Genomic DNA, 14,637 nt, shown 5'->3' with positions numbered 1-14,637 from the left:
CCTCTATGAAAACCTTGGCCGGACCATGCCTTCGCTATCACATTCTCGTCGCGACAGTACGCGCGATCGCGAGGCACCGGACAGCGAGACGCCGGCAAGTCCCTTACGATCTGGCGGGCATGCTGTGTACGGCTTCCACACTTGCTCATCGCGGGGAATGAAACTTGAGTTTGGAAATAAGATGCTATCAACCGGCATAAACGCGTCACCGAGGTAGCGCGAAAGCAACCAATTTCGTACCCGCCGGCAGCGAGAAGGCTGGACGACCGCCGGTCGCGATAACAACGATCTGGCGGCCGCTGAGCGGCGCGCGATACGTCATCGGCGTTGCCGTCGCGGCGAACGGCAGGCGGCCATGCCACAGTTCGCGCCCCGTGATGCTATCCAGCGCCCGGAAGGTCCGTTCGGCCGCGGCGGCAACGAGCACGAGACCTCCACGTGTCACCACCGATCCGCCCGAGTTCGGCGGACCGATCGTGACCGGAAGCATCGAGGGAATACCGAGCGGACCGGTGTCGCGTGCGGTGCCGAGCGGCTTTGACCAGAGCAGTTTGCCACTGGTCAGGTCGATCGCGGAAATCGAGCCCCAAGGCGGTGCGGTGCAGGGGGTGCCGAGCGGAGAAAGAAAGTTCGTACCGACTGCGCCATAAGGTGTGTTGAGCATCGGCCGGTCGCGCGACCCACCAGCGTCCAGGCCGTCATGCACGGTGAGCTTCTGCTTGATCGCCTCAGCGCGCGTCATCAGTTCCACGCGATCTGGAAGCTGCATCCAGTTAGCCACCATAATCCCGCGATCGACGTCGATAGAGGCGCTACCCCAGTTGATCCCGCCGATCGATCCCGGCGCTATGAGCACCGGCTTGTCGAGGGTCAGCGGGGTGAACTGCCCCTCGTAACGCGAGCGTTTGAATAAGATCCGGCAGATCATCTGGTCGATTGGCGTCACACCCCACATGTCTTTCTCGCGCAGCGTCGGCGCCCGGAGGGCGGGCAGACCAATCGAAGCGGGCTGCGTAGGCGACAGCCGCTCGCCTGGCGCAGTGCCGCCTTGCGGTACAGCCTGTTCCGCAACGGGCAGGATCGGTTGGCCCGTCACCCGATCGAGCACGAAGATCTCGCCGCGCTTGGTCGGCTGGATCAGCGCCCGGCGGATGCCCTCCAGGGTCGGCAGGTCCACCAGCGTCGGTTGCGAAGGCACGTCATAATCCCAGATGTCGTGGTGCACTGTCTGGAAGCGCCAGCGCAGCCGGCCCGTCTCGGCATCGAGGGCGATCACCGACGAGCCGAGATCCTCATCGAACGGCCGCCGCTGGCCGCCGTAGTTGTCCGGGGTCGCGCCGCCCATCGGTAGATAGACGAGACCAAGCGCCTCGTCCGCACTGATCGGCGCCCAACTATTGGGCGAGGATCGCGTGTATGTCTGGCCCTCCGGCGGCGCGCCGGTGCGCTCTGGATGAGCCGGATCGAAGGCCCAGGCGAGTTCGCCGGAAACGGCGTCATAGGCACGAATGACGCCGGAGGGTCCACCCCATTCCTGGCCATCGGGGATGCCGCCGCCCACCACGACCTTGCCCCGCACGATCTGCGGGGCCGAACTCACATAGTAGTGGCCATACGGATAGTGGCCGATCCCCTCCTTGAGGTCGATGCGGCCGCCGTTCCCGAAGCCGGGACAGGGTTCGCCGGTCCTGCCGTCAAGCGCGAGCAAATTTGGCGTCTGGTTGGCGAAGAAGATGCGTTCGGCGCACAAGCCATTCGCGCCCGGCACGCGATAGTACGCAACCCCGCGGCAGGGTTTGCCCGACTCGGTCGCCCCTGCCGTCGTGTCCTGTCGCCAGCGAAGTGCTCCCGTCTCGGCATCGAAAGCAGAGACGCGGTTGTAGCCATCGCAAGCATAGAGCGTGTCACCGATCATGATTGGGGTGACTTCCAGCCCGTTCGGCCTGGCTCCGAGCGGCCCCAGATCGGCTTCCCAGATTTTCTCTAGTTGGGCGACATTGCTTGCGTTGATTTCGGAAAGAGGACTGAAGCGCGTGCCGCCCTGGTCGTTGCCGAACGCCGGCCAATCGCTATGGCCAATCGATGCGAGGGGTTGAGCGAGGCGGCTCGGCGACGTAGATTGTATGCCGGTTCGCAGAACGGGCGCTGGTGGGGCGTCAGGCCCGATCGCGTGCAAGGCCGCTCCGAGCAATACCGCGGCGCCCAGCGATCCAGGGAAAACCAGGCGCCAACGCGACACCCGCGATGCGGTTGCCCTGACGCTGCTTTTGCGCACCGCCGGGAGCAATAACAGGAGACCGAGCGCAAAGGGCGCCACCAGACGCGGAACCAGTTGCCAGCCGTTCCCGCCGACCTCCCATAGGGCCCAAACGACCGTCCAAACCAGCATCGCGGCGTAGAGCGCCGCGCCGCGCCAATCACCCCGCCCGATCAGCACCCCGCTGGCCATCACGGCAAGTCCGGTCAAAATGTAATAGGGCGAGCCGCCGTTGAGGACCAGCGCGCCCCCGCCAACCGACAGCGCCGCGCCGATCACTACCAGAATGGCGACAACGAGCAGACGCGTAGCCCGACCCGACTGCGTTGCGATTTCCGCCTCCATTAGATCTCCTCTCTCGCCTGACGCGGATAAGGGAAGATGACGAAGCATTACTGGTCCGCGTTACTGCCGCCTGTTCTGCTCAATGCAACGATGAGAATTAATCATCCGTCGGTAACCGACCATGCCGCCACTACGCGTCCCTCTTCGATGTGCAGGCTGCGGCCACGGTGGCCCTCGCTCATGCCATCAGGTAGCGGTCGAAGAAGGCGTTGAGCTTGTCGAACGGAATGAGATCCACGCGGTCATAGAGGTCGACATGGCCGGCGCCCAGGACCCAGACAAGCTCTTTCGGCTCGGCCGCACGCTTGTAGGCATCTTCGCTGAATTCGCGAGAGTGAGCCTGGTCGCCGGTGATGAACAGCATCGGACGAGGTGAAATCGTCTCGATATCGTTGAACGGGTAGAAGTTCATGAACTTGACGTTGCTGGTCAGGGCCGGATGCGTCGTGGTCAGCCGCGTTGCACCTGGGGGCGTATATTCGCCTCGCGGCGTGCGGTAGAAGTCATAAAACTCGCGCTGAATGGGGTGCGTGTTCGCGTTCAATTCATGCACGGTCCCGCCGGTCAGCTGGATTTTACCGCCGGCGAACTCCGCATAGCGTTGCTGCGCAGCCGCTGCGATGATCTCCTTGCGCTGCGCCACCGTCTGCGAGAGATTCAGCGCGTTACGGTTGGCGGCGCCCATATCGTACATGCTGACCGTGGCGATGGCCTTCATGCGCGGATCGATCTTGGCTGCGCTTATGACAAAGCTGCCGCTGCCGCAGATTCCGATGGCGCCGATGCGCTCCCTGTCGACAAACGGCTGGGTGCCGAGGAAATCGACGCCTGCGCTGAAGGCCTCCGAATAGACGTCCGGCGAAACCAGGTTTCGGGACCGCCCCTCACTCTCGCCCCAGAACGGCAGATCGATGGACATGGCGACGAAGCCCTGTTCAGCCATTTTCGTGGCGTACAGGTTCGCGCTCTGCTCCTTCACCGCGCCCATCGGATGGCCGACAATGATGGCCGGATGCCTCGCATTTCGATCGAGGCTCCGGGGCGTGAAAAGGTTGCCTGCGACGTTCATTTGATACTGAGTCTTGAAGGTAACCTTCTGCGAGGTCACCCGGTCGCTAGTGTAGAAGTTGTTGGCGCCATTGGACATATCTTGAGCCTTTGCAAACGGAATACCGATGGCCGACATCATGCCGACCGCAGCGGCACCGGCGCCAGTTATCTTCAGGAAGTTACGGCGGCCGACATCGAGCTGGGCTTGTTTGATTAGATTGCTAGTCTCATTCTTCTCGTTCACCTTGCGCTCCATGAACTGCTGCTGCGATTGCAATATAGGCGCCGGAAGACAACCCGATTAGATCGCTAGCTTCGCTTGTCGATATGAGCAGGGCTTATCAATGAAGAGGGTTTGCGCGAACACCGTGGCGTGAAAGATCATCCTCCCTGTCCGCCGATCACATCGCTGGTCCCGATGTAAGGATCATTTCTCCAGGCCGGACGGTCATGCCGGGCCCTTGATCCGGTTCGGCAAAAGAACCGGGCTGATGGGAATTCCGTTCCAGAAGACCAAAACGCGGCCTTGGCATTAGATGGCGCCGTTGAGGTTGCCGTCAGTATCCGCTCGCATCGAATCTGATGCAGGGCCGTTTATCGTGCCCGCTTATGACCCTTTGCAGATTATGGGGGTAATCGGCCGGGAACAACGGGCCAAGGACGATAGTTGGGGATCATCGTAAGGCGCAACGCACGTGCTCTCCTAAGAGCATCAGGCCGTCGAACACGAAGGCCTAAGATACGCAGCGATTGATACGACGGGCGGCGGCCATCGGGGCTGGCCTAACTCGCTCACGTCGGCAGCGGTCTAAGAAACCTACTAAATGAGTTTGGCAGTTATTCGTAGCGGCTGGCTCGGAAACCGGAGATAAGATGCTGTCGTCGCCGATCTGCCGGCGATCGGAACCAACCTGCAGGATCACGTGCTAACCCGTATAAGTACAGAGCGCATGGAGTCGCTGCTGCGCCAGCAGGCGGTTGAGCGTTTCGGTGACGCACAGCGCTGGCGCGAGTGCCAGGACACGAGCAAGCTGCCTGCCGGTCGCGCAGCGACGCCTCAAGAGATCGCCGATGTGGTGGCCTTCCTCGCCTCCGCACGTGCCAGCTACATGAGCGGAACCATCGTCACGGTGGATAGTGGTCGCTCCTACCGTTCCTAGACAGCGGGCCGGGGCAAAAGTCCACCCCCCGATAGAAAAACATGCGCCGTAGCGGGTCACGGAGGAGACCTGCATGACCGGCGCGGCAATCGGAAAGCCTTTGCGGGCGCACGGCGAATAGCACCGATCGCTGTGGTGCCGCGGCCGATCCGCAAGTCGAGGAAGATGCGACCACGCCGACGCGCGTGCACCGACAAGATGTAGTCGTCGGGATATCGAGCAGCGAGCGCCGATGTGCGACGGCGGATGACCATGGGGCACATCAGATGGATGAACGCCAAGCGCTTGAACTGTTCGGAGCGGTAAGCAGTATGGCAAAACAAAGAGTTGCGCCTCGCGCGAACGAAGAACACCAAGCGGTAAAATGGCCGAACACCCAAATTACTATTTTCCCTTTTCGGAAGCGAAGGAAGTGATGAAGAACCGCATTGAGCCAGTTTCTACTGGCTCGCCGTCGGTGGGGATGCAGTCATCAACACTGAGCTCGCGCTTTTCAATAGGACCGGCAACATGTTGGCCTTTGGGCCGTCTTCGCCATATGCTCCCAACACGCCATCAGACCGCATGAAAAAGTGGAAAGGAACTTGGCAAGATCGCAGAGAAGCTTGTCAAACTCGCGCTCAACGAAACGGTGGGCGCGAGCATTAGCATCGGCCTCGTGTTGATAGACCCAGTGGCAAGGGTTCGCGGGCGACCAGTAGGTCACGCGTTCGGTCACTCGATGCGATCAATTCGGAAATCAAGGCTGCCCCGCTTTCATGGTCACGAATTCCCAGCAGGCTATGATGCAAGGTCAGCCTGACGTTGAACAACATGCTGCGGCAGGAACGACCCTATCTCCCAGAATGGGAGCACTTTGCTCCAAGGCAGCAAAGTCAGTGAACCTGCAGTCGCGGGATTTCTCACTATTCTTAACCGCTTCTGACGAGTGCGCGTCATCGCGGCCGCGACCGGTGCCGGGTCAGGCGACGGTTGTTGATTGATCAGCCGATCAAACTTACTCAGCACCATTGATAGCTGAGATGCCGTCACCTCTCGGGGGTCAAGTTCCGATATCGCATCCTCCCAGAATCTCGCGGGCTCAAGACCCAGGCGGGTCGAGCGGAAGGCAAACGGCTTGACGAGACAAGTCCTGACAGCATGAGGGAGTGTTCTCAGGATCGGGTCATGACGTTCGTAGCGCCGAAGCTCTGTGAGATATAGGCACAAACTCCCAAGGCACCCACCGCTTGTGCGCCTCCTTCTCGGTACGTGCAGCCTTCAGAATGATCTTGGCTTCATCATCCGAGTATCCTCACCTCTTCTCTGACGATCGGCTCCTCAGATCAATGTTGATACGAGCGGCCGGATTGGCGTCGAGTTTTCGGTTATCGACCGCGCACTGAAAGGTTGCTCGCACAGGGGCCAACTTGCTGTCGCGAATGGTCTTGGCAGCCCGCCCGCCGCTTCTTAAGGAGTTCTGCTTTCCAGCCAACAAGGTCGTCCGGGCTGATCCGGCGCGCGTCATCATGGCCTAGGAACTCCGAAAGTTCGCCATGACCCGACGCTACGTATACTCCGTCTTTTCATTTGGCTTCTTCTCAACTATAACTATCGGGCAATCATCGCCCTCAATGCGCTGCTGGCCATGGCGCCCGCCGAAGCTATCTACCCGAGCGCCAAAACAGATGTGCGCGGCGATGCTCTCGCCGACGAGCGAAAATACCGCCTCCATATCCCCGCGACGGGTATTCCTGCTGAGGCGTTCTGGTCGCTATCGATGTATGAACTGATGGACGACGGCCGGTTGTTCTTCACCGCAATCCGATCAACCGTTACGCGATTGGCGACCGCACCAGCGGCCTGAGGAAGAACGCCGACGGCAGCATCGACATCCTGATCCAGCATGAACCGCCAACGGCGACAAGGAATCGAGCTGGCTTCCGGCTCCAAGCGGCCAATTAAGGATGGTCTTCCGGGCCTATCAGCTGAGGTCAGATATCCTCGACTACCGGTTTCGGATCCCGGGTGTGGAAAGAATTCAGTAGAGGAGCGTCCACGTCGGATGGCAGTCGCCGTCGAATGAAGTCGTCCGTCTGGGTAAAGCGATTTTCATCTTGCTCTATTCAGGTGCAAGCATTCACTAGAACGCCCTCGTTGGTATAAGCGTCGGCTGCCGCAGCAGAGCACAAGCTGCGCCCTGCTCTGATCACGTGATGCTTGCCGGTCTGTAAAGCGCTTTCGCCGAACGCCGGTCAAGCTCGCAATGGGCGCGATGTTCACGACGAGGTGCAGTCGGCACGCGTAGCGTAACGCGATGTCGCTTATCCGACGATCTGAGAGAAGCGTGCGCTACTCGGACGACACGCGGTCCGGATGGCGCCTCGGTCATCGCCTGCCGGACGCCGACGGCAGGGCACGGATCGGCCCAATAAAAAACACAACCTGCCGATGAAATCACCCGATTCCAAATATCTTATCGATGCTCCTGCATTTTCAGAGCACCATGGTCGCGAATGGCCGACGAACAAGACCACAGATATTTATCTCTCCGCAATCAATCTGTTACGATCTCCCTTCCACACCCATGAAGCGCAACAAGTTCTATTTTGGAATTCAGGTAGTCGCGACGTTGGTGGGGATTCTGATGAAGTGGGATGCACTCGAGGATGAACCCTGTTCGATCGCGCGCACGGTCGCCGTGATCGGCGACCGTTGGACTCTACTCATCTTGCGCGAGAGCTTTCTCCGCATCCGCCGTTTCGACGAGTTTCGGGCCTCGCTCGGAATCACGCGGCACCTGCTGGCGACGCCTCAAGAAGTTGGTGCGGTTCCGCGTTCTGCGAAAGGACCCCGTATCAAGACTCGCCTAAGCGCTACGAGTACATCCTGACTCAGAGGGGCCTCGACCTTTACCCGATCGTCATGTCGATCGTGCACTGGGGCAACACCCATATGGTGGATACACGCGGTCGCCCGATGTTGCATGAACATAAGTCGTGTCAGAAGATGTTCGATGCGGTTCTGGTCTGCTCCGAATGCGGCGAGCCCATTACCGCGAAGGCAGTCCACGTGCATCCTGGTCCGGGCGCGAGAGCTTCTTCTTCCGCAAGGATCAGGGCACGCGCCAACAATCGGTCCGCATGAGTTGGAGCTCCTGCTGTCGAGATGGTATTACGGAATGCGCATTACGCACCGCCACCCTCAGGCTCACCGAGCGGGACGCCCGCGCCGCGACTGTCAAGCAGTCGAGCGCCCCTTCGGTGCGGTCGCTATGGTTGACCATCGTCGAGGATTTCGCCGAAGGTCTCCCAACTCTTCCCATTGAACCTTTGCAACCGGAGTTGCTGGAACGGAAGATAGTCGTCCGGCCCCGTCGTGACCGTGATCCCGGGGAGGAGCAGAGGCAGCTTCAGCTGCTTGAGCGAAGTTGCCTGCTTCATGACGCTATCGCGCGTACACTCGCTGCCGCAAGCGCGAAGCAAGGCGGTCAGCAGATGGGCAGCCTGATAGCCGGAGGCGAAGTTGCCGTTCTTCGGATCGTCGTTGGGCATATATTGCTTCATGAAGCCGAAGTAGTCCTTCACTCCTTGATCTTCCGCCCATTGTGGATCCAGGATGTCCTTCAGATTGCTTGAAGAGATCACGTCCGTCGCATTTTCCAGTCCCGCCGGCTCCAGGAAGGAGATCGACGAGGCCGACGTCGGCAAAAAGAACAGCTCCGGCTTCCAACCCAGTTCCGCCACCCCCTTGATCATCTGCGAGGTGTATTTGCCGAGCACGACACCGAAGAGGACGTCGGCGCCGGACGTCTTCAGGGTCGAAAGCTGAGAGCTGATGGTCGGCGATGTAGGTTCGTAAGTGGTTTCGGCTACGATCATGCTTCCGGCTCGCTCGCCGAGCGCGCGCTTGAAACCGGTCACGTAATCCCGCCCGAAGTCGTCGTTTTGCGACAAGATCGCGATTTTGGCGTTCGGCCTGCTCTTCAACACATGTTTCGCGTATATGGCCCCCTCGGACTCGTAAGCCACCATTCCAGGCATCGTCCAGGGGAATTTCTGCGGATCGGCCCATTTGGTAGCGCCGCTTAGGACGAAGAGTTGCGGGACCTTTTTAGCGTTCAAGTATCGGTGCACGGCATTGTTCGTGGCGGTGCCGAGCGAGCCGAACATCAGCAACACCTCTTCCTGCTCGACCAGTTTGCGGGTCTGCTCCACCGTTCTCGGCGGAGAATAACCGTCATCGAGCGTGATGAACTTTACCTTTCTGCCGCCTATCCCACCTTGAGCGTTGATCATCCCGAGGTAGGCCTCCTCGGCACGTCCGATCGCCCCGAAGCCCGAAGCGGGCCCGCTGTAGGGCATCGTCTGTCCGATCTTCAGCGCGTCCTGACCATCTCCGGCGTTCGCAGCGCCGAAAATTCCGAGCGCCGCGAGCAAGATCGTCGTGGTCTTCTTCATCGCAACTTCCCTCCAAAGTTCCTATGGCACCCGCATTCGGCGCTTACTAACCTTCGATCACTCGCCGCGACCTTCCTAGCCGTCAAGCAACCGCGCAGGTCGCCGGCAAGTGAGAAGCAAAGGCGTCAATGCTTACGCGCGGATCGGCCTGCTTGCGATGCTACGAAGCCATCCAGCGCGCCGGCTAGTTCGTTAGGGCGCGAGAGGAATGGCGAGTGATCCGTGTCCAAGGTAGAAACGTATCGGACCCTACCGTTCTGATGCATCCGTCTCTGCGCGCCGATCGATATGGCCCGGTCCTGCAGACACTCGATGTAGTATCTCGGCAGTGCCGCGGCCGATAAGTCGCCTAGGGAGACGGGCGTAGCCGCTGGTAGACCCGGCTGCTCGCGGCGCAAATGCGAGACCGCCTTCCGAACGGCCTCCTCGCTGCAGCTCGAGTAGAAACACTCTCGGAGATGTTCGTTCGGGACCGAAGCCGTTCCCTTCTCCTGATCGAGCACCATGACCTGGTTCAAACGGCTGTCCGCATCTTGCGAAGCAAGATCAAGAAGGGATTGCCCGTTCGGTGGAACGAATGCGGCGAGGTACACGAGCGCCTCGATTCGGTCCGCTACCTTTTCCGCGGCTTGCGTGGTCACCACCCCGCCCATCGAATGACCGAGCAACCAAACTGGGCGGCCGATGCGATTGATCCGATCCGCGACGCGTGAGGCGCATGCATCGAGGCTGACTTCCGAAGCTGCCGTCCGATCATCTCCCAAACCCGGGAGGTCCAGAACATGAGCGGCATGCCCGTAAGATGCGAGCGCCGGAATGAGGTCATCCCAACACCACGCGCCGTGCCATGCGCCATGTATCAACACAAACTCGGCCATCCGCGACTCCTCCAAAGAACAACGCTATCGACTAGTGAAACCCAGCCTGCACGGATCGCCGACCTCATGACGAAGAAGCTGACGCTTCCGACCGGCGACGGAGCATGAGCAAGCTCCATTTTTCTCCGGGAAATTTGCGATACGGGCGGCAGAAGCGCCTGCGCGAATGATGCGCCCATCGCTTCGTGCCTGAACGGCGCAAACGCAGATGTTGGTGGCTCGTCGAGCAACAGCTCCGGCATTTCGCATCCCTCCCTCTCGCAGCGATGTCGCCGCAGCTAATTTGACAGACCATACTGGATTAAATTAACAGCGTCAACTTTTGCGGCCAATCTGAAGATCTGCACGCCTGTTCAGGCATGAAGGCCATCGGCTCAGACCAACATGCCTAGCTCGAGAGCTGTCGGCAGACACGGTTCTGCGGAAGAAGAATGTATTGGCCGAGGTCGCTCGTACGTCAGCTGTAAGCGGATCCTGACTCGCCGCTCGAACCACGAGCGAGATCATGAGCCTCATCTCGGACGGCTGCTCGCCGGCTGCGAGGCGCATAGCGATAGATGTGATTTCTCGATGAGCTAGTGAATTGGCTCACATCCATTTTGCCGAGTCCGAGCCAACTTCCACGATACAGTTTACTCCATTTTCGGTAGTCATTGGAGATCATTGTATGCAGAAGTTTCGTCACGATTTTTCGGCTTCGGAGCGCCGTGCAGTTCGCAAATGGAGACTTGCCGTGGTCAGCTTCTACGGCTCGCTGTTGGCGATAACTGCAGCGCTTGCTTCAGTTGCCCACCGTGACGTGCAAATTGCGCACAAGGACCCGCCGACGGCAAGGCTGGAAATGCCGTGAACAGGGAAACTCGCCCCGTCTTGGATCCATCGCTCTGCGATAGAGCTTTTGAGGCGCATAATAGCGCCCGAGACCCTCAATTCGCGGGCGGCTGCTGGCCTTCGGATCGAGGTGAAAAGTAAGCAAATCCCCGCTTCGCCAAGCATCAGTTCAGATCTTCTTGCTTCGCCCTATGACTTTCAGAGGCGGTTTTCCAGCCTTTGCCTTGCCTCTTAAACGCGCAGCACCAGGTGCCGCCGCGCCTCTGTAGATCAGACGTGCGGTAGCTTGGTGCAGTTGGTCCCGCGCTGCCACGGACTCTAGAAATCCTCCCAGGTGCATCATCACACTTCCATGTGCGGCGACCCAGAAGGCACGTCCGAGCTCGACTGGGTCGCCCTCCAGGTGCCCGTCGTCGACGAGGGATTGCACATAGTCCGTCATGGTGGCGAAGAACCGGGCGACAGTCTGCGAGAACGCCGGCAACCTCATTTCCGGCGCGCGAGAATCGAAGATCAGTCGGTATGAATCTGGCTCATCCAGCGCGAACTGCAAGTACGCTTGCCCCACTGATCTCGCGTTCTCACGTGCATCCCGGCCGGGTTCAAAAGCCGCCTCGAGCCTGCTGCAGAATCGGTTCAGAGCGGCGGCGCGGACAGCCAAAAGTATTTCGTCCTTGTCCGCGAAATAGCGATAGGCTGCAGTCTGGCTGTACCCCAGCGCCTTTGCGATCTGGCGCATCGTAACGCCTTCCACGCCCTTGGTCGCGAACAGCTTCTCGGCAGCTCGGACGAGGCGCCCTCTGAAAGCATCGATCTGTTCATCCGTGAGCTGCTTTCGCATCCATTTGATCCGATTTTCCGGTTTGGTTCGTCCGCGTGTCGATGAATACTTCTCGGGCCGGAAAAATCAACGATTTCGATGGATTAGGAGCGCGTCTGGATCGTCATGCGGAAGACTCTACGATTGCCTCGAAGCTGTATCCGTCGAGCAGTGCGCGGACGGCAGCAGTCTGAGCAGCCGAGGGGCCGCTCAGCTTGACTTCCACTCTCATCCCGCGCTTCCCTCCCAGGGCGGCCGACACCTCGACGCCTGCATCGCCGATTGCCTGCCCCAATGTACGCAAGACGAACCTACGGACGGCATCGATTCTGAGTTCGGGCTTGAAAATTTTGCCCACGCCCGTGATCGGAATGGATGGGACGATGTAGTAGTGCTTAGGCCAGGCGGGCCGTTCGCCCATTCGGGGCTCGGCGAATGCCCGGAGTTCATCCTCCGTTGCATTTGCGCCAGGCTTCAGCATGACGTAACAGACAGGCAGCTCTCCGGCATACTTGTCCGGCTCGCCGACCGCAGCGGCGATCGAGACTGCCTCATGCTGCTGAAGTGTCTCCTCGATCAGGAGCGGGTCGATGTTGTGTCCGCTGCGGATGATCAGGTCCTTCGCTCGTCCTGCGATGTATACCCTCCCCGCCTCGTCCATGTACGCGAGATCTCCGCTGTCGAGCACGCCGTTCCTGACGAGATCGCCGCTATCCTGATTGCCGCAGTACCCCGGCGTAACCGTCGGGCCTGAGATGGTGAGGACACCGATTTCGTTGGGCCGACATTCGTCTCCGAGCGAACCTCCGGAAAGGAGCTTCCTTACCGAAAGCCTCGTATACGGTAAGCGAAAGCCGACTGAGCCGATGACGCGGTCCGCGTCGGCAGGCATGATCGTGGCGAGCCCACCGCATTCCGTCATGCCGAACAGTTCGTGCACTTGCACTCCGGTCTTTTTTTCGTACTGCTCGACCACCGCTCTCGGCGCTGCGGCGCCACCTGAGATCGCGAAACGGACTTTCGAGAGATCGTCTCGATCTAAGGGCACGTCGAGAAGCGTGGACATGACCGTGGGAACTCCGCCCGAGATGGTAGCACCGTGGCGCTTGAGGATTTTCCAGATGTTCCTGACCATCAGCGGGTTGCGGTAACCCGATGGAGAAAGAACTATCAGGCGCCCGCCGGCCATGAAGAGCGCCAAGCCGCAGCAGATCGTACCCGCGACATGAAACATCGGAAGCCCATGCGGCAACACGTCGCTTTCCGTATAGCCGAGCATGGCCGCGCCCCCGAAGGCCGCTACGATCTGATTGCGATGCGTATGAGCCACGAGTTTGGGGGATCCGGTGGTGCCGCCGGTGTGGAAATAAGCGGCGATCTGATCCCTTCCTCTTGCCCTTCCGAAACCCAGTTTGCGGCTATCGGCACTTTTGAGGGCCGCCGGGAAGGCAATTGCACCGTCGATCTCGACATTCGGCGGAGACACATGGATCAGCTTCAATTCGGGCAGCAGCCTGGATACGGCGACCGCCTTCTCCCAGATGTCGGACTGCGGGCTCGGTCCGAGCGCCACCAGGACCCGCGCACCCGATGTTCGTAGAAGTTGCGCGATGTTTTCGGGCTGGAGGAGAAAGTTGATAGGAACAGCAAAACCCGCAGTTTCCGCTCCCCATAAGGCGAAGTGCGTTTCTATGAGGTGAGGGAGAAGGATGCCGACGCCCGGTTGGGGGCCACCGATTCCAGTGAAGGAGTTGGCTGCGGCGGTGATGCCTGCCAGCAGATCCCGATACGAGATCTCACGCGGTGTCTCGTCGTCCTCGCCGGTGCTGATGGCTGTGAGCGCAATTCGATCGCCAAGTCGCTCTGCGCTCGCCACGAACAGATCATAAATGCTGCGGGCGCTGCAGCGATCCGCGAATGTTTTCTCCGTCTCGAACCGCTCTATGTCGGTCAAATTTCTCAACTGAAATTGGCGTTCCACCGGCATCGGTTCGCTCCCTAAGGGACGCATTTATGCGTCCTTGTTCATTCGGCATGCCGCCGGGCGCTGGGGACGTCCGACTACCGGCATGTGATCGTATCGCCGCCTTTGATCGTCGGCCGCCATGACGCTACCTGTTTATTTAACGCTGTCAACTTTACTCAGATGCCGGCGGCCGGCAACCGTCACTTTCTTGCAAGCTCTGCGTCGATTCAGGTCGGCACGCAACAGAACGCCTCGAGGTCCGCTGCTGGCGACACGGTGGTGTATCTCTGGCCACGGGAGAGGTAGTGGTCGAGGAGCCACATACGATCCACACCCCAGAACAGCTCCTTCCCGATCGCGAAAGTCGGCGAGCCGAAAACCCCTCGGGAAATCGCCTTTTCTGTCACATCCTTCAGCAGCCGCCGCGTTTCGGGTGAGCGGATGGCTACGCGCACCTCCGCTTCACTCATTCCGAATGGTTTTGCGATTTCGATCAGATTGGCTTCCTCGCTCATGTCGCGGCGCTCTGACCATTGGCCCCGGAAGATGGCTTTGGCCAAGCTCCCTGCAATCTCTGGAGGGGCGGCATAAAACAGCTGCGCCGGCGGGAGGGGATTTTTCATTTCCACCGGATCCAACGGCACGCCTAAGACTGCCGCGAGCCGAGCTATATCCCTTTCAATGTATGGAGCCTTCAAGGGCGTCTCCATGTTCGGCCGGAGACCCATCACCTTCACCACCGCCACGCCGATGCGGAAGGGATTCCAACGGACGCTGCAATCGTGCCGCTTTGCAAGGGCATCGATGCGTGTAGACGCGAGATATCCATACGGCGAAAGGAAATCGAAATAGAAGTCAATGTGTTCCATCGGTAGGCTTTCGGTGAGTTGT

The 14,637-nt window shown here is 59.8% G+C and carries 11 protein-coding genes and 1 pseudogene; 5 read left to right on the top strand and 7 right to left on the bottom strand.

Annotation, left to right across the window (positions count from 1 at the left end; translation table 11 throughout):
- Positions 1-205: 205 nt before the first annotated feature.
- Both RX328_RS15525 and RX328_RS15520 read right to left on the bottom strand, forming a co-directional pair.
- Entirely contained in the window at positions 206-2,602 is a 2,397-nt protein-coding gene (locus RX328_RS15525) for a membrane-bound PQQ-dependent dehydrogenase, glucose/quinate/shikimate family (protein ID WP_213251581.1), read from the bottom strand.
- A 178-nt stretch (positions 2,603-2,780) separates the two neighbouring features.
- Positions 2,781-3,896, bottom strand: a complete 1,116-nt coding sequence (locus RX328_RS15520) for an alpha/beta hydrolase (RefSeq protein ID WP_312018004.1) — start codon at positions 3,894-3,896, stop codon at positions 2,781-2,783.
- Positions 3,897-4,602: 706 nt separating this feature from the next.
- On the opposite strand from RX328_RS15520, the gene RX328_RS15515 reads away from it, so the two are divergent.
- The 4 genes and pseudogenes from RX328_RS15515 (at position 4,603) to RX328_RS15505 (ending at position 7,938) form a co-directional block, all read left to right on the top strand.
- Positions 4,603-4,812, top strand: a complete 210-nt coding sequence (locus tag RX328_RS15515; RefSeq protein ID WP_213251582.1) for an SDR family oxidoreductase — start codon at positions 4,603-4,605, stop codon at positions 4,810-4,812.
- A gap of 1,627 nt (positions 4,813-6,439) precedes the next feature.
- Positions 6,440-6,658 carry a DUF1214 domain-containing protein gene (locus RX328_RS15510; RefSeq protein ID WP_213251583.1) on the top strand — a complete coding sequence of 73 codons (219 nt, stop codon included), beginning with the start codon at positions 6,440-6,442 and terminating at the stop codon, positions 6,656-6,658.
- Entirely contained in the window at positions 6,619-6,756 is a 138-nt protein-coding gene (locus tag RX328_RS43620) for a DUF1214 domain-containing protein (protein WP_410734061.1), read from the top strand. The genes RX328_RS15510 and RX328_RS43620 overlap by 40 nt, the downstream gene beginning before the upstream one ends.
- 682 nt (positions 6,757-7,438) lie before the next feature.
- A pseudogene (locus RX328_RS15505) lies at positions 7,439-7,938 on the top strand (winged helix-turn-helix transcriptional regulator).
- A 125-nt stretch (positions 7,939-8,063) separates the two neighbouring features.
- On the opposite strand, the gene RX328_RS15500 reads toward RX328_RS15505, so the two are convergent.
- Positions 8,064-9,251: an ABC transporter substrate-binding protein gene (locus tag RX328_RS15500; RefSeq protein WP_213256099.1), complete on the bottom strand. Its 1,188-nt coding sequence runs from the start codon at positions 9,249-9,251 to the stop codon at positions 8,064-8,066.
- 125 nt (positions 9,252-9,376) lie between these two features.
- Entirely contained in the window at positions 9,377-10,129 is a 753-nt protein-coding gene (locus tag RX328_RS15495) for an alpha/beta fold hydrolase (protein WP_213256101.1), read from the bottom strand.
- Between the two features lie 667 nt (positions 10,130-10,796).
- Here RX328_RS15495 and RX328_RS15490 point away from each other — a divergent pair.
- Positions 10,797-10,979 carry a hypothetical protein gene (locus tag RX328_RS15490; RefSeq protein ID WP_213256103.1) on the top strand — a complete coding sequence of 61 codons (183 nt, stop codon included), beginning with the start codon at positions 10,797-10,799 and terminating at the stop codon, positions 10,977-10,979.
- A gap of 150 nt (positions 10,980-11,129) precedes the next feature.
- Here RX328_RS15490 and RX328_RS15485 read toward each other — a convergent pair whose 3' ends face one another.
- The 3 genes from RX328_RS15485 to RX328_RS15475 form a co-directional block, all read right to left on the bottom strand.
- A complete protein-coding gene (locus RX328_RS15485; protein ID WP_213256105.1) occupies positions 11,130-11,801 on the bottom strand; it encodes a TetR/AcrR family transcriptional regulator in 672 nt (223 codons plus the stop codon).
- 103 nt (positions 11,802-11,904) lie between these two features.
- A complete protein-coding gene (locus RX328_RS15480; RefSeq protein WP_213256107.1) occupies positions 11,905-13,767 on the bottom strand; it encodes an AMP-binding protein in 1,863 nt (620 codons plus the stop codon).
- Between the two features lie 206 nt (positions 13,768-13,973).
- Positions 13,974-14,615: a 2-hydroxychromene-2-carboxylate isomerase gene (locus RX328_RS15475; protein WP_213256109.1), complete on the bottom strand. Its 642-nt coding sequence runs from the start codon at positions 14,613-14,615 to the stop codon at positions 13,974-13,976.
- Positions 14,616-14,637 lie beyond the last annotated feature (22 nt).

This window comes from Bradyrhizobium sp. sBnM-33, from assembly GCF_032917945.1.
GTDB lineage: Bacteria > Pseudomonadota > Alphaproteobacteria > Rhizobiales > Xanthobacteraceae > Bradyrhizobium.
This window is presented reverse-complemented; position numbering and strand designations above follow the sequence as displayed.